This is a genomic window from Paenibacillus sp. J31R122 (assembly GCF_056269185.1).
The window spans coordinates 153,646-173,628 of record NZ_JBWDNM010000002.1 but is presented as its reverse complement, the minus strand read 5'-3'; the positions used below and the strand labels follow the sequence as shown (position 1 = coordinate 173,628).

The following is a 19,983-nucleotide window of genomic DNA, read 5'->3' as shown; positions in this document are numbered from 1 at the left end:
ACTCTATATTCAGTCAAACTAGATGTTCAAAGCCTGGCTGCAGCATAATTTGCGGCTTGCCAGTAATCGGATGAGCGATGACCGAAGTAGTCGTTTCATATACCTGCTCAATCAGCGCGGAGGTTAACACCTCATGCGGCCTCCCTGCTGCCGCAACTGTGCCTTGATGCAGTACAACAAGCTCATCACAGTAAAGGGAAGCAAGGTTCAAATCATGTAGAACGGCAATAACGGTCAGCCCGCGTTCTCTCTGCCAATCCCGAACTGTATCCAGCAATTGAACTTGAAATCCAATATCCAAATACGTAGTTGGCTCATCCAGCAAAATAATAGATGGCTCCTGCGCCATCAACTTTGCGAGCGCTACACGCTGCCTCTCGCCACCGCTTAATTGGTCCATTTTGCGAAGCTCAAGCTCTTGTAAGCCCATTGCTTGCAATGCATCATCAATGATTGAATCGGAATCATTCTCCTCGCTGCCCATCCAATTCTGGTACGGGTATCGTCCCATGCTGACAACTTCACGGACAGTGAAGCCAACTGGCGGAAGACCGCTTTGCTGCAGCACTGCCATCTTTCGTGCCAACTGCTTACGTGGAAACTCGGTAATCGGTTTTCCCTCCAGCAGAACTTCGCCTTCTTTCGGACGCTCCACACCTGACAACATATGAAGCAGTGTTGATTTACCAACACCGTTAGGTCCAATAATCCCGTACATCAGACCTTTTTGAAAGGAACAAGAAAGATTTTTCAATACAAGACGGCCTTGAACCGACTGCACAATTCCTCGTACATCAATCATAGCGAGCCTCCTTGTTTCAGCTTGCGGCGGTGTAATAAGTAAGCGAAGAAAGGCGCCCCGATTAGCGCTGTAACGACGCCAAGTGGAATTTCCTTTGGAGTCAGTACATTTCTTGCTAGTGTATCTGCCCATAAGACAAATATGCCTCCGCCAATCGCCGACAACGGTGTAATCAATCGATAATCAGGACCCACGATAAGTCTAATCAAATGAGGAACGACAAGTCCCACGAAGCCGATTACACCTGAAACAGACACTGCAGCAGCTGTAAGAAGCGTTGAGCAAATTAAAACAATAAGCTTAGTCCTCTCAACACGAATGCCTAAATGTGCCGCATGCCGCTCTCCGAGTACAAATAGATTAAGAGATTGTCCGTATGCGAGCAAGAGAGGCAATCCAACGATAAGAAAAGGAATCAGCATATATACATTATCCCAGCTTTTCATGGCAAGCGACCCCATCAACCAAAACAAAATCTCATTGACGACACCCTCAGACATCGACACCATAAAGGAAACAAAAGCGCCAAGAAAGGATTGAATAATTACGCCAGATAATATGAGTGTTTCAATATGCATTACGCCTTTATCTCGCGAAAGCCAGAAAACACCTAATAATGTTACTGTGCCCGTTGCGAAAGCCACAAGCGGAATCGTCCACATCCCAAGCACCGTTTGCAGACCGAACAAAATAATAAAAGCAGCGCCTACAGATGATCCCGATGCGACCCCTAGCGTATATGGGTCAGCTAACGGATTTCGCAGCACCCCTTGAAATCCTGTTCCTGCAAGCGCTAGACAAGCACCAACGAGAACAGCGAGCAGAACACGTGAAAGCCTCACTTGCGTAACGATAGCAATTTCTCCGGGCGTGTAAGCACCAGGCTCGCCCTCCAGCCATGGAAGCTGATGGATCAATATGCCCCAAACATCACGTACTGAAATTCCGGCAGAGCCAATAGATAGACTAGTAACGATAGAAACAGCAAGAAGGAGCATAGCTGCTCCTCCATACCAAACTAATTTATGCTTCAACATTTATTTTACGAGATCCGGGTGAATCACTTTTGCCAGCTCAAGCAAGCCGTCTGCAAGGCGTGGACCAACTCGTACAAGCGGATCCTCCGTTACAGCATACAATTGTTTGTTTTTCACCGCGTCGATAACATTCCAGCCTGGACGGCTGTTTATGCCAGCAACAATCGGATTCGGATACTCCTTCAGAGCAGGATAAATAATCAATTGCGGATTTTGCTTAACGACTTCCTCAGCGCTAACTTCGAACCAGCCTGGCTTCGCTGCAGCAACATTGGTTCCGCCTGCAAGTGTAAGCAGCTCATCAAGGAAAGTCCCGCTGCCAACGCTCCAGCCAGGTGAGAACTCTAAGTATACACTCTTCTTCTCTGCACCCTTCACTGCATCGGTTACTTGCTGTTTTACCGCTCGCATGTTGTCAGCAACAACTGCCGCCTCTGTTTGCTTATTCATAATTTTACCTAAATTTTCGATTTTGGCAACAACCGCATCATAAGTCAAAGGGTCTGTTGCAAATACTGTAATTTTCAACTCACGGAGCTTATTAATCGCTTCTGTGTTCATGGATGAAGAAGCTAGAACAAGATCAGGATTAAGGGCAACTACCGCTTCAATGTTCGTTGTCATATCGCCAACCTTCGGCTTCGATGCTGCTTCCTCCGGATAGTTGCTCCACTCGTCTACGCCAACAACCTGCTCCCCTGAACCGATCGCATAGATTGCTTCTGTTTCACTTGGTACTAGCGTTACGATTTTCGTAGGCGCTTGTTCAAACTTCACTTCCGTATTTGTATCATCTTTAATAATAACGGGGTATGCAGCCGCTGGCTTATTACTTGATCCCTGTTCCGTATTCGTTGATTTATTCCCCGTATTGTTTTCTTTGTTCGAATCTGCGCCACATGCTGCTGTAAATACGAGCATCATTGCTAGCATAAAACCTAATAATGTTTTCATCAAACTCTTGTTATTTCTAACCATTCTTTAATGCACTCCTTATAATTTTATTTCGTACAAGCGTAAACGGCTGGCGCCAGCCTCTGGCGGCATATGTTCGTTTCGCTGTGAAATACAGGAAAAAAGTATAGTATGAACTTTCCCATATTTCAAAAACAAAAAAGCATCTCTGACAAATGTGTCAGAAATGCTGTCATACGCCAAAAAAAGATAGCGAATTGCTCTTCCAACACCTCCCTAAGTCCACGTAGGATACAGCGTTATGTAAACAGGCAGGTCTCCTGACTCGGATTTCGCAGCCAACGTCTTCCCGAGCTATTAGCTCAGTGACATGCAGCTGGCGCGCTGGCAAAGGCAAGTGTTACCTCGCATTGCCGGTCCTAACAGTGGCGGGTCCGTGCCGGATTTTCACCGGTCTTCCCTATTAAGCTTCAATGAGTATAAGAGATTAATGAAAATATTCTCGTATAAACTCGTTCAAGCACCTATTTATTAACTATTAAATTATCAGTAGTTACTATACACTCTCGCCAATTATTTGTCTACTCTTTACCCTAATCCATTTCACCTTTATCCATCCTCAAACTTAGATCAAGGCTAAAACAGGACAAACCATTGCTTAGTTGCAGTTCTGTACCTTCCATTAACCGCATAGGTAACATAGTGAACCCACTTGAGAAGCTTTATTTAATCCTTACATTAAAATAGCAAGATAAGAAAGGACTGATCACATGCTGCCGCAAAAGAAAGCACTCAAGCCTATTCATAAGCTTGCTATAATAATACCACTGACCACTCTGCTCATTGGTATTGCGCTTTATTGGCTTTACTCTGATAAAGCTGCTGTATCAGCGCCAGCAACGACAGAGCATGATTTCAAAAATGGCCATGCCGTATGGACCATTAATCCATATGCTGCGAAAGTGCTGCATGAAAATACATTTACCTTCCAAGTAACAGACATTTCCGGCGCTCCTCTACAGGATGCTGCTGTCTCGGTTCAGCTCGATATGATTGGCATGGTTTGCGGTAACTACACTTTTGATATGAAAGAAATCGCACCCGGCATGTACAAAGGAGAAGGTGTGCCGCTTATGGCTGGAACATGGAAAGCAACGTTATCTATAAAAACTGCGGACGAATCGTATACGGTAGTTCGCCGTTTGCAGGCGGTGCATTGACCTCTTTTATTATCTATGTAATGAGAACAGCAACGGACATAGGTTCTGTTATTTGTGGTTTTAATGCTCTTTAGGTCATATTTCTGACATAGATTCCGTTATTCCTCTTCAATCGGGGTATATTTGAAATTTTTAGCACAAATAACGCATATGATGTCCTCACGCACCTCCAAAATGAAGTAATGCTCACAAATAAACGCTTCTGTGTCCGCTGACTTATAAACTGTGTCCACTGCCTTACGTGCCGTGTTCGCAGACTAATGTGCCGTGTTCGCAGACTTATGTGCTAAGCACGCGTAGTTTCATTTTTTGCAATTAAATGAGAAAGCAAAAAGGTCAGCAGCGATCTAGTTTCAGAAAATGAACGTAATAGCTAGGTTAGCCCGATTCGCGCCCTGTTACCGGTGATTTAGCTTCACATTGTGAAACAAATGCGTCTCTAATTCCATAATGCTACTCATTAGTTTCACAATGTGAAACTAATTTAACATTGCCTTCAAGTCGCCAGATGTAAATGTAATTATGGAGATATCACACCAACAAATAAATGGATAGTCGAGTACAATCATGCCGCTTTACGATACCTTATATTGGTAACTAACCGATTTAATATGAGTACTGACTAGGAAGAATAAAAAAGCTCGTTATCATCACCTTTACCATAGCCAAGGTGAAATCGTCGGTATAACGCCGTTAACAGCCAAGCCTCGAAGTATCGCTAAAACTCCAACAGCAATTGCCGTTATTACGCCTGCCCTGCGCATAAAACGCCGCCATTTCTTATTGGCAAACGCGGCTATCGACGCAGCGGCCGCTAATGCGGGAAATGTTGACAGACCGAATAATGCCATGACTGCAGCTCCTGCTACAGCTGATCCTGTTGATGCCGCGGTCATTTGCATCGCATAAGTGAGACCGCATGGCAAAAAACCAAATGCTATCCCCGTCGCCAGCAAATGTACTGCCTCTTGGCTGGAAGAACGCTGAGCACCGCCTGCAAGCCTTTTATGCAATACGGTTGAGACCTTATGCATAAGCGGAAGTTGAAATCTTCTCCATAACCAAAGAAGCACAAAGCAGCCTCCGATTATTGAAGCAAGTCCCTGTACTCCGGCAAGCTTGCCTGCCACATCGACAAAGGAGCCGACGGTACCCATCACTGCTCCTAGTACGGAATAAGAGAAGATACGACCCGCGTTATATAACAGCATCGATTTTCGCACGGATGCGGTAGACTGCAGTGATACCGCAGATACAATCCCACCGCACATTCCTATGCAATGTGGAGCGCTAAACAATCCCGTTAAAATAATCAACCCGACTTGGTTCCATGACATGATCATGAGTGTGAGCCTTCTATACGGCGCAATTGTCCGGTTAAACGAAGCGCGTTACCTACAACTGATATTGAGCTAAGCGCCATGGCTGTGCCCGCCATCCATGGCTGTAGAATGCCGAACGCGGCAAACGGAATAATAATGACATTGTACAGGAAAGCGAAAGTAAGATTTTGCTTTACGTTTCGTATCGTTAACCGACTGATTCGTACTGCCTCTGGTATAGATTTTAATTTTGAAAATAATAACGTCATATGTCCCGCGCTGAGCGCTGCATCCGTTCCATTCCCCATAGCCAAGCCAACATCTGCTGCTGCTAAAGCAGGAGCGTCATTCCAGCCGTCACCAGCCATTGCAACTCTTTTCCCTTGCCGCTTCAACGCTTCAACAAGGGCCAGCTTACTCTCTGGAAGCATTGAGGAGTGAATCACCGTAATTCCCGCTGCCTTCGCAACCGCGCGTGCCGGCGCTTCATGATCACCAGTTGCGAGCAAAGCAGATATACCAAGACCCTTCAATTCCTTCACCGCATCCCGAGCGTATGGCTTGATCATGTCGGTTAAAGCAATAACACCAACACATACCCCTTCTAGGGAAGCAAATAATACCGTTTCGCCTACCAATTCACGGCTTACTGCAAACGCCTTTGCCTCCTTGCTGACGTTCCAGCCTTGATTTGACGCAAATCGTTCATTGCCGACAGCAAATTGCTGCTTCTCCACAATTGCGTTTACTCCACCGCCTGGTGTATATGATTGCTGCTCAGCTGAAGGGATTACAAGCCCCATATGCAAAGCCTCTTGTTTAATCGCAGCTGCTAACGGATGCGCCGATTCCGATTCAGCAGCCGCTGCAAATCGCAATATCATAGAGCGTGTTCCTCTAAGCGCAAGTATTGAGCTTACCCGCGGCTTACCTTCAGTCAACGTGCCCGTTTTATCAAAGATAACGGTTTCGATACGAGCAAGCCGTTCTAACGCTCCCGCTTCCTTCGTTACAATTCCTTGCTTAGCAAGCCTTCCAGCAGCTATAACAAGGGAAATCGGAGCTGCTAAGCCAAGAGCGCAGGGACATGCTGCTAATAATACGGCTATCGTACAAACGAAAGCCTTGCTCCAATTGCCTGGATCAAGAATAGATCCCCATAATATAAATGTGATGAATGCAAATAGGAGCATCATCGGTACGAACCAGCTTGCGGCAACATCAACATTTCGCTGAATTGCAGACTTTGACCGCTGCGCTTGCCGTACAAGCTCTTGAATTCGGTTAAGCATCGTGTCATGCCCTGCCGCTTCTGTCCGAATACGAAGACAGGCGCTCTCATTACGTGTCCCCGCATATATGCGATCGCCCACTCGTTTCATAACCGATAAGCTTTCCCCAGTCAGCAGGGACTCGTCAGCCGATGAAATACCTTCACTTACGAAGCCGTCAACAGGCACGATTTCACCCGCTTCTACAACGACAATGTCGCCAGCGCGCACAAACTCGGTGCGAATTTGCAGCAATTCACCTGCCCGTTCTACTGTAGCTGTTTGACTTAACAGCTTGCCATAGCCATCCGAGCCTTGCTGCGCACGCAGTGATGCTGCAGTTTCTATATATTTTCCGAGCAGGACCGCCGTAATAACAACAGCCGATGTCTCAAAATATAAAGGAGGAGCGTGCAAAGCAGCATCCATAGGAGTGAACAAGCCTTGTTGAAATACAACAAAATGACTGTATAAATAGGCCGCTGTTGTCCCAATTACGACGAGAACATCCATATTAGCACTTCGCTGTCGCAGCGCGTGATAAGCGCCAAAGTAAAAGGGCATCCCAATGACAAACTGAATAATGGTCGCCAAAGCTAATTGGAGCCATGGCAGAAACAGCCATTTCGGCAATATGCTGATAAAGGGCTCCAGCATCGGCAGATGCTGCGTCATAGACGCTAGCAAAGGTATCGTAAAAACTACAGCTACGATAAGTCTTAGACCAAGCGTATTATGCTCCTTGCGCAGCCCCTGACGCGGAGACTCATTAATCAGCGCTTCGAAGCCAAGCTGTTTGACTCGCTCTGCAATTTGCTGCAGCCCCACTTGAGTAGGGGTTAACTGGACCCAGGCTGTACGAAGCGGGAAGCTGACCGCCGCCGATTGTACACCCTCCATTTTGCCAACAGCCTTCTCTATTCGCGCCGCACAAGCAGAACAACTCATTCCCTGCACGGCAAAATCTATCGTTACGTTCTTATTCATCGTTCCATCTTGATTAATGTGCCCAGCCTGCTCCATCTATCGCAACCGCCTTCCACTCTTACTCTCCACTTATCTATGCCTGTACCTCTGAGTTAAACTATATGACAGGCAAGTGAATTGCATGAATGGAACATGTGTTACATTTTTTTTGGTGTCGGCAAACCTAGCAGCTCTAGCGCTTCATGCATCGTTTGCTTATAGCGCTCCGTGATCCACAAACGCAAGCTTCTCTTCGTACCAACCGCTTTAAGAATGGGACAGGTAGCATAGAAGTAGTTAAAAGAGGTCGAAAGCTCATGCACATACGTACAAAGCTGATTCGGCGCCAGCTCCTTGACCGCTGCTTGCAATGTCTCTGGCCAATAAGCCAGCTGTCTAAGCAAGCTCTGCTCCTGAGCTTCAAGCTCATTGAACTTAAGATCAAGAACAGATAAAGGCGCTACCTTCGCCTTCTCCAAAATGCTGTGTGAACGCGCGTAGGAATACAGCAAATATACCCCAGTATTTCCTGACACCTCCGTTGCTTGCTCAAGATCAAATACAACCTCTGTATTCAAATGGAAACGCAATAAATAGTACCTAATTGAAGCGGCTGCTATTGCACGGCTCGATATTCCTGCTTTACGAGAACGCTTCGTATCGATAATAAGTGCCATTTTCTCTAAAAATTCAGCAATTTTAATGCCGATTCCTTGTCTGCCCGACATCGCGTAAGCGTGCTTCCCATCAGACGTATCAATGTTTAAGCCTTTCGCCGTATTGGGGCTGAGAGAGACGACGCCATAGCTAACATGTCTAAGCTGAGCCGCTTGCTTCTCAAAACCCAATGCGAGCAGTGCTTGCTTCACCATCGCTTGCGGATATTCCTGTCTTTGATCGATGACGTTTATGACCATGTCTGCACGACCAATTGGTTTCTTTACGCCGTCCGTATGTGTTGTCCAAAGACGATCCGCAAACTTTTTGTAACGAAAATCTTTGTCCAAGAGGCCAAATTTCCATAGATGATAGGCAATATCCTTAGCCGTATACGTTAAAATGCCATTCGAGCGCACCAATACTTTATCCGCATGAAACTCCGTTTGCTCTGAAGTATCAGCCTCATCCTCAGATTGCTTAAGTACCCAGCAGCCTTCTAGCTTGCCTTCCAGCTCTTGACGGAATATCGCTGTCGTCTGCAGCAGCTCGAAGGCACGCGACCAAAATCCTTCACGAACGATGCTGCTCTCCCATACCAGCACATCATAGGTGATGCCGAATTGCTTCATTTCCTCGACATGCTCACTTACGATCTTTTCCGCAATAAGCAGTCCCATCCACGAAATATTTGAGCGCCCCTCTTCTAACTCAGAAAGCACGTTTGTGCGTTCAACAAGCAGCTCTGGCTGCTCCTTATAAGCTTTGTTGATTTTCGAATATGTCTCCCAGCAGAAATCTCCGAACCTTGAGTAGGCTTGTTCTGTTGAGGTGTGAAGGATTCCGACTACCGTATCGGCTAGTTGATTGCCAAGGTCGTCAATATAATTGTGAACCTCAACCTGGTGACCGCTCTTTCTCAGCATCCTAGCCAGTGTATCTCCGATGCAGGAATTACGTAAATGGCCAATATGCGCGGATTTGTTTGGGTTAATAGACGTATGCTCGATGAGCACCTTTTGTTTGGCTTGTTGAGAAGCATATACCGCTTGTTCCGAATACACTGCCCACTTTTGCCAATCGAGATAAAGGTTAATGAACCCTGGCGGAGCCACTTCTATTTTGTAAAATAATGCGACAATTTGCGGGTGAGTCAGTAATTTATCCTTGAAAGCATTAGCTATTACAATAGGAGGTCTCTTTAAAATTTTTGTTAGCTGCATAGCGATACTACTGCTGTAATCGCCATGCTCAGAATTGGCCGGATGTTCGACAGTAACCTTTAAACTGTCAGGTTGCAGAGCCCCCACCTCTTGCAGTAAGTTTTGTGTAATCTCTTCAATTGCTGTCGTAATTTGTTCGTTGATCATAGAAATTCCCTCCAATTGGATGAAATAAAAAAGGCCCTCGTCTCTAAATAAGAGACGAGAGCCGTGAAGATCCCGTGGTACCACTCTAAGTGTTGAGCCAATAATTGGCCTAACCCCTCGTTTTCGTAACGGTCATTGACCGGATTTGTCTACTTCGAACACTTCGACAAACCATTTCCTGGACCCGCTTCATCCTTGACATCCGTACCGGCTTACACTGACCCGGCTCGCTGTAACTATCCGTCATGAACTACTGTTCCATTCTTTAATGTTGTTGTATGAATATTCTGATATTTACTTTAAAGTATTTATACAGGAATTAGCTTTTGGTGTCAAGATTAGTCCGAAAAATAACCAATATTCGGTTGAGCTATTCGCCGTACGCTACCTCTCCTGACCATGCAAGCATACCGCCAGCTACATTAATTACTTTATATCCTTGAGAATGTAAGAAATTACATGCTTTTGTGCTGCGACCGCCGCTGCGACAAATGATGACTATTTCTTGATCACCCTGTTGAAGCTCATCAACACGTTCCTGCAATTCCGATAATGGAATGTTACGAGCCTCATTGATATGACTGGCTTGCCATTCATCTTCTTCACGAACATCTACTAGATTAAGTGATTTACCTTCTTTTAGCTGGTTTTCCAACTCATCTGTTGTTATTTCTGGATACATGCTATCCATCCCTTCAAGCTTTGCTCGTTAATTTTGTTGTTTGAATGCATTGTATCGCGTTGCCAAAGCATTGTCCATATCGTCCATTTAACTTGTAATCAACAAAAAAAATGAGCTAACCTCTTTCGCATGCAATCTAACGCATGATGAACGAAGCTTACTCACTTTTTTTAAAATATAGGAAAGTAAAAGTTTCACACTTATACTCCGCCTATATTTCACCGCGAAACGAGCTTAATTCGCCTGAGGACAGCATCAGTCGTTTACGCTTGTAAGAAGTATACTTTAGAAACGAACGGCCGTGCCACTCACAGCAACCATCAACATACCTTCACGAACAACCTCGTAATCGATATCAATCGCGACAATCGCATTTGCTCCAAGTTTTGAAGCTTGATTTTTCATCTCGTCAATCGCAACGTCACGCGCTTCCTTCAGCTTACTTTCGTATGCGCCAGAACGTCCGCCAACGATATCTGTAATGGATGCAAAAAAGTCTCGAACGACGTTTGCGCCCATGATCGCTTCACCGGTAACGACTCCAATATAATCCTGAATAGGACGACCTTCAATTGTTGGTGTTGTAGTAATAAGCATAATTTAACCCCTCTCGCCCCAATTAAGAAGCATGTGATTTTGTTTTGCTTCTATATACGAGACAATAACTAGGATGTTTCAATTATTTTCTATCCAATTCATTAAGCTTTACGTTAATAAGCGTATCTGAAGCGTCTTTAATTCGTATACTAACACGCACGCCAAATTCTTGCGAATCCTGACGCAGTCTTAACATAAACCGTTCCTCCGCTTGCCCGTCCCCTAGCTTCTGTCTGCCTTCATATTTATAGTCGACAATGGAAGCATCGTGATATGATTTTATTGTTTCCTCCATCGCAACTTTTCCCCACTTCGCATAGTTGGGTTCAGCGTACAGTGCTACAGCTTCATCAGCAATAACTCCCGAGTTGGAGAAGCATAAAATGGCGAATGCAGCTTTTATAAGCATATGACCTAACATGTAATCACTCCTACCTACCTTCTTGATATAGCAAATAGGGTCACCCAATAAGGTCCTTACTATGCGTTTACGATGGAATTTGTATCTCGTTGATAAAGTTCATCGACAAACGAACTTTCATTGCATTATTTGTCAGCTTTCACGACTCTGTAGAGAATGTTTTGTTAATTTTTTTGTAGATCGTAAGCAGCTGATTCTGTTCTTCAAGTGACAACACTTCCATAATTTCTAACTGCATTTTTATTCCTTTTTCTTTCACTTCTTTCAACACTTCTTCCCCATTTGGCTCGATTGAATAGACAAAGTAACGTACTCTCAAATGAGGGAAGTAAGAGGCTATCCGATTACATGAGGAGGATAAATAGACATATCGTCAGATAGCTGAGAAATATAAGACACAGGATAAAGGCCGGGTACGTCATTGGGTGTCCGACAGCAGAGTGGCTCCTAACCTGCTTAAACGTCAATTTACTGCAGAAAGTCCTAATCAGTCTTTGACTTTTTATTGCTGCACCGTTGGAGCAATAGCATTCAATGGTAATTCTTTTTGAAAATATAAATGCTCGACATCATCAGCTTATTAGGATTCTAAGTTTCCACTCCTTACTCGCAAAATCTTAGTTATACTTGCTCTCTTCTGAAACTATCCATCTTATGTTTTATGATCAGTATTTCCTCAAACATTTGTTCATGTGTTTTACTTGTCATTCTTATCTTTGAATAATACTGTAAATAGCGTTGTCTAATTTTTATTAATAACTGTTGAATCTCCCTTTCCTGCTCAGTCTCAAAATTTTTATCGTCGAATATTTGAAGTAATTTTTTCTCCTTTTCTGAAAACATCGCGATTTTTTCGAAAGTATTTCCGTATATCAGTAAGATTTCCAGTGCTTCGTCATAAAAATTATTGTTAATCAATGTCTAAACTCCTTTTTCTCCATTAATTTTTTTCATTTAAACGATTTTACAAAAAAACTGGTATCACATATTGCTCTTTTACTATGGTACAAACAATTAGTATAGGCCCCCTCAATGAAACATAAAGGAATTGCCAATATATCTGCAGCAATACTATAAAGATGAGCAGATTCATTCCCAGCGATTAGATTACAAATAAAGGAGTACACAACTACACTATTCATTTCAAAAGAAATTTCAATAAATAAATTTCTGAGTTCTTTAGAAATTAAATTATTTTTACTTATAGTAGTGTTTGCTTCTTAAATATGATTCCTTAACCCGGAGTTCATCGGGTTGACCACTCACTTCCCATCTTTTTTAGGATCATCACTTTCATTTTCGATAAATTCCTCAAGCTCATCTTCAATTTGTTTATTCAGTAATTTATATTCTGCTGATTCATCCTCTTGCTCGTTATTGCCAGCGTTCTCGTTCTCATTCTCGATATAATGCTCAAGCTCTTCTTCGATTTCTTCATCCGTACTTATATGATCTTCCTTTTCTTCAACACCAAGCTTTTCTTTAATCAAATTTATGTCTTTCGCAATTTGCTTATTGCTCTGGTAGTTACTAAAAATCATGCCAAACATGATTGCCAATACAACAGGTATACCAAACGGGCCTAATATTAGGCTTAAAATAATGACTAAAACTAATCCAATCACTGCACCGACAATTGTCATTTTTCATACCCCTTTTGTCTTATTTTCATCAAATAATACTTTTATGTGTATGCGTCATCGTCCTTAACATTCGATAAGTATAACAAAGTTAGAAGATACTGGTAAACACAAAAAAGCTGCCCCTTCGGCCAATGACCGTTGGGACAGCTTCTACTTTACCGTATCTCTACAGCATCAATTATTTTGCAATATTCACTTTATTTTTCTTCTTACGATTTAGGAATTCGTAGACAACCGGTACGATAATCAGCGTAAGCAAGGTCGAGCTCGTCAAGCCGCCGATTACAGTAATCGCCATGCCTTTGGAAATAAGTCCGCCAGATTCAAATCCGAATGCTAGTGGAAGCAATGCTCCAACCGTAGCAATTGCGGTCATCAAAATCGGACGTAGACGAGTTCCTGCTGCTTCAAGCAATGCTTCACGTACGGATAACCCTTCGTTTTCCTTATGAATAACTCGGTCGACGAGTACGATAGCATTCGTGACCACTATACCAATAAGCATGAGCGCACCAATCATGGCGGTAACACTTAGCGTTTCCCCAGCAATGAGTAGGCCTAACAGTGCTCCAATGACTGTGAACGGCAAGGAGAATAAGATCGCGAACGGTGTCAATGCTCCGCCGAATGTAATAACCAGCACTAGGTATACAACTGCTATGGCAGCCAGCATTGCAAGTCCTAGCTGTGTGAACGATTCTTGAATATCCTCCGTCACACCGCCCATTTCAATATCAATACCTATTGGAAGTTCCATTTCGTCTATCATCTTCTGAAGCTCGGTAGATACTTTACCTACATCAGATGTGGTCACATCTGCAGTCACTTCTGCATAAACGCGATCATCACGTCTCGTAATTGTATTCGGTGATTCGCCTTCTTCAATAGTAACGACATCTTTCAGAGCTACTTGAACACCGGCAGGTGACATTAGCTTCACATTTTCCAGATCCGCTTTTTCCTTATACGTCTTCGCTTCAACCTTCACGTAAACGTTGAATTGTTCGCCGTCTCTCTCAATTGTTGTGATGAGAGGACGGTCACGTACTGGGCTGAGCGCCATTGCAACTTGACCTGCAGTCAGACCAGTCATACTAAGCTTTTCTTGATCAACTACAATTCGATATTGATCATAGGTTTCAGCCAAGCTGGAATCAATATTTTTCAAGTTTTTGTTATCCGCAAGCTTAGCTGTCAATTCATCCACTACGGGTTGAAGTGACTTCATATCTGAACCGTAAACGAGCATCGAAATGCCCGAACCGCCCATACCTCCGCCACTGAAATCCTGCTGCTTCCATTCCCCTTTGCCGCCTAGCTCTTGTAGCAACGGTACGATTTTCTCTTTTTCAGCTGTAAAATTAGGTGCATCTTCATTATAACTTAAGTTAAATAATGCTTGCTTCGATGCGCCCGGGCTAAAAGGATTACTTCCACCAACCACATATTGTACAACATTTATACCCTCATCCTTACGATCAAGCAGAATTTTTTCTGCTTCAAGCGCCATCTTCTCTACCTGTTCAAGCGTCTCACCCGGAGCAGGATTGTAAGAAACGACCATCATTTTCTGCTCATCAGCAGGCATGAAGCTTACTCCGATTACAGGAATAAGGAACAAACTTCCGACTAACATAACAACTGCTAAGCCGAATGCGATAAATTTATGATTTAGCGACCAACGCAATACACCTTTGTACCATTCAGCCATTTTACCTGGTTTATCGTGATGAGCCTTGCCAGGCTTCAAGCCTTTGCGGAACATCATATGCGCCAGCATTGGAACAACTGTAATCGCGACGACCAAGGACGCCAATAGCGCAAAAACAATCGTCAATGCAAACGGAAGGAATATTTCTCCGATCATACCGGACACAAGTCCAAGCGGTAAGAATACTGCTATGGTTACAATAGTTGATGCCAAGATAGGCATAAACATTTCACGTGTTGCATCCAGAATTAATTCCTTGCCAGTAAGCTTCTCTGTAGAGAGAGACATTCGTCTGTACACGTTCTCGATTACGACAATGGAGTCATCAATAACACGTCCAATGGCGACGGTCATCGCTCCGAGTGTCATAATATTCAACGTAATATCCATCTGACTCAAAATGAGTAGTGCGATTAAGATAGATAGCGGAATGGATACCACCGCAATAATCGTTGAACGAATATCACGCAAAAATATCATAATAATGAGTATGGCGAACAACGCGCCTATAACCGCTTTACTTAACATCGTGTGAACAGAATCCTCGATCGGCTGACCTTGATCGAGTGTTGCTATGATGGACAAGCCTTCATTTTTTTGTTCTAGTTCCTTAATTTCATCCTTAGCGAGATTAACGACGTCTACGGTATTCGAATCGGCCGCTTTGACAATATTCAAGCCAATTGCATCTTTACCATTCGTACGAGAAATCGATTCCGCTTTACCGACGATATTTAGGTCAGCTACGTCGCTTAGTTTAACCGTAGGTATGAGAACGAGGTTCTTCAAATCTTCTTCTGTTGAAATGTTGCCATCAACAACGATTGCTTTCTCCGATTCACCAAACTCGAAAATTCCAAGCGGCACATTAAGAGCAGAAGCCTGAATGATGCCCTTTACCATGTCCTGTGTTAATCCGTATTGCTTCAGCTTATCCTCTTTGAAAACAAGCTCGCCTTCCCTAACATTTTGACCGGACATTTGAACGCTAGCTACACCCTCTAGCCCTTTCAATCGCGGTAAAACATTCGCTTCCACCGTCTTAGTCAGCTGCTCCAAATCCATATTCTCATTAGAAACGCTTAACGATAAAACTGGAAAAGTATTTAAACTAATTCGTGATACGGATGGGTCCTGAACGCCAGCTGGAAACTCGAGCTCTGACAGAGCTTCTTTCACCTCAGTTGCCGCTTTTTCCATATTCGTCTCGTAGTTATACTCAATTACGACTGATGATGCATTTTCGTAAGATGTCGAAGTAACCACTTTAACGCCCGTCAAGTTGCGCGTACGCTGCTCGATTGGCTTCGTAATCTTTTCCATAATTTCTTCAGGAGCAGCTCCTGGATACACAGTAGTTACACTGACAATTGGAATAGTAACATCAGGCAAGGTTTCCATTTTCATATTCATTCCTGAATATAGACCGGCGAATAATACGATCAGTGTTAAAATCCATAAAGCAAACTTATTATTAAGAGAAAATCGTATAATGCTTTTCAAAATTATCCACTCCCAATCATTTTTCTATCTACACCTTAAAACGATATCCCACTCCCCAAATCGTCTCAATATATTGAGGGTTCGAAGGGTCATGTTCAACCTTTTCACGCAGTCTACGAATATGCACCGTTACCGTAGCTGCGTCACCATTAGAATCTACCCCCCATACACGTTCAAATAATTCTTCTTTCTCAAAAACACGATTCGGATTGGAAGCAAGCAGTAATAGTAACTCATATTCCTTCGCGGTAAGCATAGCTTCCTCTTCATGTATCATCACTCTGCGCGACGGCTTATCAATAAATAGACCGCGAATACGAATTTGCTCTCGCTGTTCCGTCTTGTCCCCTGTCAACCGTTCATATCTTGCTAAATGTGCTTTCACTCTCGCTACAAGCTCACTCGGACTAAATGGTTTCGTCATATAATCATCTGCTCCAAGGCCGAGCCCTCTGATTTTATCGATGTCTTCCTTCTTAGCTGTTACCATAAGTACAGGAACGTTCATTTTCTGCCTAATCTGCCGACAAATTTCAAAGCCATCCACTTTAGGCAGCATCACATCTAAAATAATAAGATCAAACTGTCCTTCCAATGCTTTCTGTAAGCCGATGTCTCCTCGTCCTTCAATTTGAACGTTAAAGCCGTAGCTTTCCAAATAATCACGCTCAAGTTCGGCAATTGACTTCTCGTCTTCAATGATTAGAATGTTCTTCATGCTGATCCACCGTCTTGACTGGAATCGATTTTGGCAGCTTGAGACAGAACCTTGCTCCGCCCTGTTCCCTATTTTCTGCCCAAACGATTCCGCCGTGCCCTTCTATAATTTGTTTGACTATAGCTAGACCAAGACCGCTTCCGCCCGTTTCCGAATTACGTGATTGCTCTGCTCGATAAAAACGTTCAAAGATATATGGCAGATCCTCCTCTTCAATGCCAGGCCCTGTATCTTCGATTTCGATTATTACATCTCCCTCTAGGTCAACCACTTTTACGTAAATTTCCTTTGTGCTCCTATCTGAATCTTGCCCCATGTACTTTAAGCAATTGTTCAAAATATTCGACAGAACGCGGCTGAGCTTATCCGGATCAGCAGCAACCATAAGGGATTTACCATCTAAATCGTAATAATACAGCCTTATACCTGATTTCTCTAGATCAAACCGCTGCTCGTCCAAGAAATGCTCCAAGTAGCGATTAACATCAATCACTTTAAAATCGAACGCGACCGTCTGAAGATCTAGCTTGGAAAATAAAAACAATTCATCAATTAACTGATCCATATCCGTCGCTTTACGATAGATCGTTTGCATGTAGCGGTCACGTTTCTCATCGGTATTGGCGATCCCATCCATAATACCTTCTACATAACCTTTAATGGCTGATATGGGCGTTTTCAAATCATGTGAAATATGCGACAGCAGCATTTTTCGATTTTCTTCATACTGTAAGCTTTGATCGATGGAAAACTTCAGTCTTACTCTCATTTCCTCAAAAGCTGTACTCAATTGACCGATTTCACCTTTGGAAGTCGCCACCACTTTATGTGATAGATTACCGTCTTTAATTTGAAGTGCAGCTGCCTTCAGTGTATGAATGGGTCTTATAATGCTTCGAGATACAAAGTAAGTCAGCAATAAGCTTGTAAGTCCGATAAATGCTAGACTGATGGCTGTACTGATCGGTCTCCAATAAATAGGTACGATATCATTTCGTCTTAGCAATACAGCTCTACCTTCACCGCCATCAGGATAGATAAAATCAATGGTATTCGTTTCGAATTGATAAAGGTTAAAATTGACCTTCGTTGGCGGCGCCTCCAGCAGCTTTTTCCAGTCCTCGCCTGGAGAGGTTTGCTCTAAGAACGAAGAAACTGAAGTGATTTCCCCATCTCGAGAGATGATTAAACCTGCCCATAAATCATCAAGTCTAGCTTGCAATTCATTCACATAGTCCGGCTTCTCCAGCTCACCTGAATCGTTGCTAAGCACATAGGACAGCTCACCGTATACTAACGCTTGAAGGAAAGGCTCATTTTTTTCCTTGTCAAAATATTGACGAACATCCTGAATCCCGCCTGCATAAAAAATAAACATCATAAAGGCTGACATCAAAATTATAGGTACAAAAACCATTGCCAAGTAAGACATATACAGCTTCACTCGTATGGACAATTACATTCACGCCTCACTGAAACAATCTATATAAGTCTAGGTTTTATCATAATGGCTATTTCTAAACGAATAAGTATCCAATTCTTACAAAATTATTACGTTTGCGGGAATTTTGGTTTAGAGCTGCAAATTATTGTGCTTATAAGTATAACAGCTGATATGACCCATGTATAAATTACCCATATAAGCAATTCATTTCCCATCCATTGTTGCGAAATTTTGTATATCGCTATAACTAGAAATATTACGATGACAAACATGATGCCTACAGTCAATCGATTTGATCGACGAGCCATAGTCAGCATAGCTGTTAAAAAAACACCGAGGAACAACGAGGTGACTGGTGCGGCTACCCATATGTTAATTGAAAAATATTGACCGCTTATTATTAGCTTGCTTAGAAGAAATATCGCAGTGAAGAAGAGGATCAGCCAGATTTGCTTTTGGTCATAACGACTAGACGAGACATTCATAGACTTGACGTCAATTGTCCGTCGCCATTTTTTCCAAAGATGTAGAAAATACAGCCCCGGAATGAACGCACCTACCACGGATAGAGATAGCTGCAAAATATGATATACCTGATCACCTGCAATTACGCTTTGCAGGAATGGCAGCCTTTGTACAAACCATCCGCTGCTGTGCGTCCAATTATCCATAAACACATGAGATAAGAAACCAATCCATATTGACAGTATAAATAAAGTCCATTCTAATCCCGTGGTCAAGCGCCAAGGACGAATTCGTTCAGCGGTGAACTGATTAATGCCTAGAAAGGATGGCAGCATACTAGGAAGGACTGGCTTAATCGTACGATGAAAAGCGAAAGCAAAGGCGATGCAAGCTGGCAAACCAAGCAAGAAGAAGCCTGTCCAATGATGCCCAATTGTGCTATACGGCTGCATAGCGAAAAAATACTCAATATCCGGCGCCATACTTCCGAGGATAAGCCCTGTTACGCTTAACGATGGCACTATTTTTTTGAGTGGAGCTGCAAATAAAGGATGTGAAAGTGTAAAGGGCATACGTTTGTTACAACTCCTTCTATTTGTACAAATCCCCGAATTTTGGGAGTGGCCATATTCGATAAACCGCTTTACCTTCTATACTTGATCTTGCTATTGGTCCAAGTGCGCGGCTGTCTAAGCTATGCTCACGGTTATCACCCATAACGAAAAGCTGATCATCTTGAACAGTAAACGGAACTTCTATATTTCCCGGCAGTGTTTGCCCTTTGACGTATTGTTCTTCTATTTCCTGACCATTTAAATAAACAGCCCCATTTTTAAAGTCGATCACATCACCTGGCAAAGCAATAACTCGTTTGATGAGCCGTAAATCGCTCTCAGGACCGTTAATAATGACAATATCCCCATGCTTGGGCTCATGAAATCGATAGGACCACTTATCTTCTATTAAACGTTGACCTTCGACAAGCGTATTTTGCATGGATACATTATGTACCTCTGACTGAGCATATACATACGTCTGAAATAACATCGCTACAACTACTGCAATTCCGAGTGAAACGACCCACTCCCGGACTTCACGAACCCACTTTTTCCCCGACGGTCCTTCTGTTTTCAACACAGCCACCTCTTCAACTATTATTAGAAGCATCATAAGACATTTAAAAGTCCATAACTTAATACGTTCAAAAGCCGTTAAAAGTTTCCAAATCGCTGCTAAATT

18 protein-coding genes, 1 riboswitch and 1 other annotated feature are annotated in these 19,983 nt (G+C 43.2%); of the genes, 1 reads left to right on the top strand and 17 read right to left on the bottom strand.

Going from position 1 to position 19,983, the window contains the following annotated elements; all coding sequences use genetic code 11:
• Positions 1 to 13: 13 nt before the first annotated feature.
• The 3 genes from AC0YN7_RS03895 to AC0YN7_RS03885 are packed head-to-tail and all read right to left on the bottom strand — an operon-like array spanning position 14 to position 2,817.
• Entirely contained in the window at positions 14 to 802 is a 789-nt protein-coding gene (locus AC0YN7_RS03895) for a heme ABC transporter ATP-binding protein (RefSeq protein WP_475808644.1), read from the bottom strand.
• Positions 799 to 1,800: a FecCD family ABC transporter permease gene (locus AC0YN7_RS03890; protein WP_475808643.1), complete on the bottom strand. Its 1,002-nt coding sequence runs from the start codon at positions 1,798 to 1,800 to the stop codon at positions 799 to 801. The genes AC0YN7_RS03895 and AC0YN7_RS03890 overlap by 4 nt, the downstream gene beginning before the upstream one ends.
• Before the next feature lie 39 nt (positions 1,801 to 1,839).
• Positions 1,840 to 2,817 carry an ABC transporter substrate-binding protein gene (locus AC0YN7_RS03885; protein ID WP_475808642.1) on the bottom strand — a complete coding sequence of 326 codons (978 nt, stop codon included), beginning with the start codon at positions 2,815 to 2,817 and terminating at the stop codon, positions 1,840 to 1,842.
• A 230-nt stretch (positions 2,818 to 3,047) separates the two neighbouring features.
• A riboswitch (cobalamin riboswitch) is annotated at positions 3,048 to 3,269 on the bottom strand.
• Positions 3,270 to 3,524: 255 nt separating this feature from the next.
• Here AC0YN7_RS03885 and AC0YN7_RS03880 point away from each other — a divergent pair.
• The gene (locus AC0YN7_RS03880; RefSeq protein ID WP_475808641.1) at positions 3,525 to 3,974 is read left to right on the top strand and encodes a FixH family protein; all 450 of its coding nucleotides are present in this window, start codon (positions 3,525 to 3,527) and stop codon (positions 3,972 to 3,974) included.
• Between the two features lie 656 nt (positions 3,975 to 4,630).
• Here the strand turns inward: AC0YN7_RS03880 and AC0YN7_RS03875 are convergent.
• The 14 genes from AC0YN7_RS03875 to lepB all read right to left on the bottom strand — a co-directional run bounded on the left by AC0YN7_RS03875 (position 4,631) and on the right by lepB (position 19,878).
• A complete protein-coding gene (locus tag AC0YN7_RS03875; protein ID WP_475808640.1) occupies positions 4,631 to 5,317 on the bottom strand; it encodes a sulfite exporter TauE/SafE family protein in 687 nt (228 codons plus the stop codon).
• Positions 5,314 to 7,590 (bottom strand): heavy metal translocating P-type ATPase, encoded by a 2,277-nt coding sequence (locus tag AC0YN7_RS03870; RefSeq protein ID WP_475808639.1) that lies wholly within the window; start codon positions 7,588 to 7,590, stop codon positions 5,314 to 5,316. The genes AC0YN7_RS03875 and AC0YN7_RS03870 overlap by 4 nt, the downstream gene beginning before the upstream one ends.
• Positions 7,591 to 7,691: 101 nt before the next feature.
• On the bottom strand, positions 7,692 to 9,560 hold the full coding sequence (locus tag AC0YN7_RS03865; protein WP_475808638.1) for an arginine--tRNA ligase: 1,869 nt from the start codon (positions 9,558 to 9,560) through the stop codon (positions 7,692 to 7,694).
• A 47-nt stretch (positions 9,561 to 9,607) separates the two neighbouring features.
• Positions 9,608 to 9,835, bottom strand: a binding site (T-box leader).
• A gap of 95 nt (positions 9,836 to 9,930) precedes the next feature.
• On the bottom strand, positions 9,931 to 10,242 hold the full coding sequence (locus AC0YN7_RS03860) for a rhodanese-like domain-containing protein (protein ID WP_475808637.1): 312 nt from the start codon (positions 10,240 to 10,242) through the stop codon (positions 9,931 to 9,933).
• 285 nt (positions 10,243 to 10,527) lie between these two features.
• Entirely contained in the window at positions 10,528 to 10,839 is a 312-nt protein-coding gene (locus AC0YN7_RS03855; RefSeq protein WP_475808636.1) for a YbjQ family protein, read from the bottom strand.
• An 82-nt stretch (positions 10,840 to 10,921) separates the two neighbouring features.
• Positions 10,922 to 11,260 carry a DUF3889 domain-containing protein gene (locus AC0YN7_RS03850; protein WP_475808635.1) on the bottom strand — a complete coding sequence of 113 codons (339 nt, stop codon included), beginning with the start codon at positions 11,258 to 11,260 and terminating at the stop codon, positions 10,922 to 10,924.
• Positions 11,261 to 11,399: 139 nt separating this feature from the next.
• Positions 11,400 to 11,528 (bottom strand): hypothetical protein, encoded by a 129-nt coding sequence (locus AC0YN7_RS03845; protein ID WP_475808634.1) that lies wholly within the window; start codon positions 11,526 to 11,528, stop codon positions 11,400 to 11,402.
• A gap of 353 nt (positions 11,529 to 11,881) precedes the next feature.
• Positions 11,882 to 12,178: a hypothetical protein gene (locus AC0YN7_RS03840; protein WP_475808633.1), complete on the bottom strand. Its 297-nt coding sequence runs from the start codon at positions 12,176 to 12,178 to the stop codon at positions 11,882 to 11,884.
• 344 nt (positions 12,179 to 12,522) lie between these two features.
• Positions 12,523 to 12,903, bottom strand: a complete 381-nt coding sequence (locus AC0YN7_RS03835) for a hypothetical protein (protein WP_475808632.1) — start codon at positions 12,901 to 12,903, stop codon at positions 12,523 to 12,525.
• A gap of 178 nt (positions 12,904 to 13,081) precedes the next feature.
• Entirely contained in the window at positions 13,082 to 16,117 is a 3,036-nt protein-coding gene (locus AC0YN7_RS03830; RefSeq protein ID WP_475808631.1) for an efflux RND transporter permease subunit, read from the bottom strand.
• A gap of 28 nt (positions 16,118 to 16,145) precedes the next feature.
• Positions 16,146 to 16,835, bottom strand: coding sequence for a response regulator transcription factor (locus tag AC0YN7_RS03825; protein ID WP_475808630.1), 690 nt, complete (start codon positions 16,833 to 16,835; stop codon positions 16,146 to 16,148).
• Positions 16,813 to 18,291 (bottom strand): sensor histidine kinase, encoded by a 1,479-nt coding sequence (locus AC0YN7_RS03820; RefSeq protein WP_475808629.1) that lies wholly within the window; start codon positions 18,289 to 18,291, stop codon positions 16,813 to 16,815. The genes AC0YN7_RS03825 and AC0YN7_RS03820 overlap by 23 nt, the downstream gene beginning before the upstream one ends.
• Positions 18,292 to 18,386: 95 nt before the next feature.
• Positions 18,387 to 19,316: a DUF4184 family protein gene (locus AC0YN7_RS03815; protein ID WP_475808628.1), complete on the bottom strand. Its 930-nt coding sequence runs from the start codon at positions 19,314 to 19,316 to the stop codon at positions 18,387 to 18,389.
• Positions 19,317 to 19,335: 19 nt separating this feature from the next.
• Positions 19,336 to 19,878, bottom strand: coding sequence for a signal peptidase I (gene lepB / locus AC0YN7_RS03810; RefSeq protein WP_475808627.1), 543 nt, complete (start codon positions 19,876 to 19,878; stop codon positions 19,336 to 19,338).
• Positions 19,879 to 19,983: the final 105 nt, after the last annotated feature.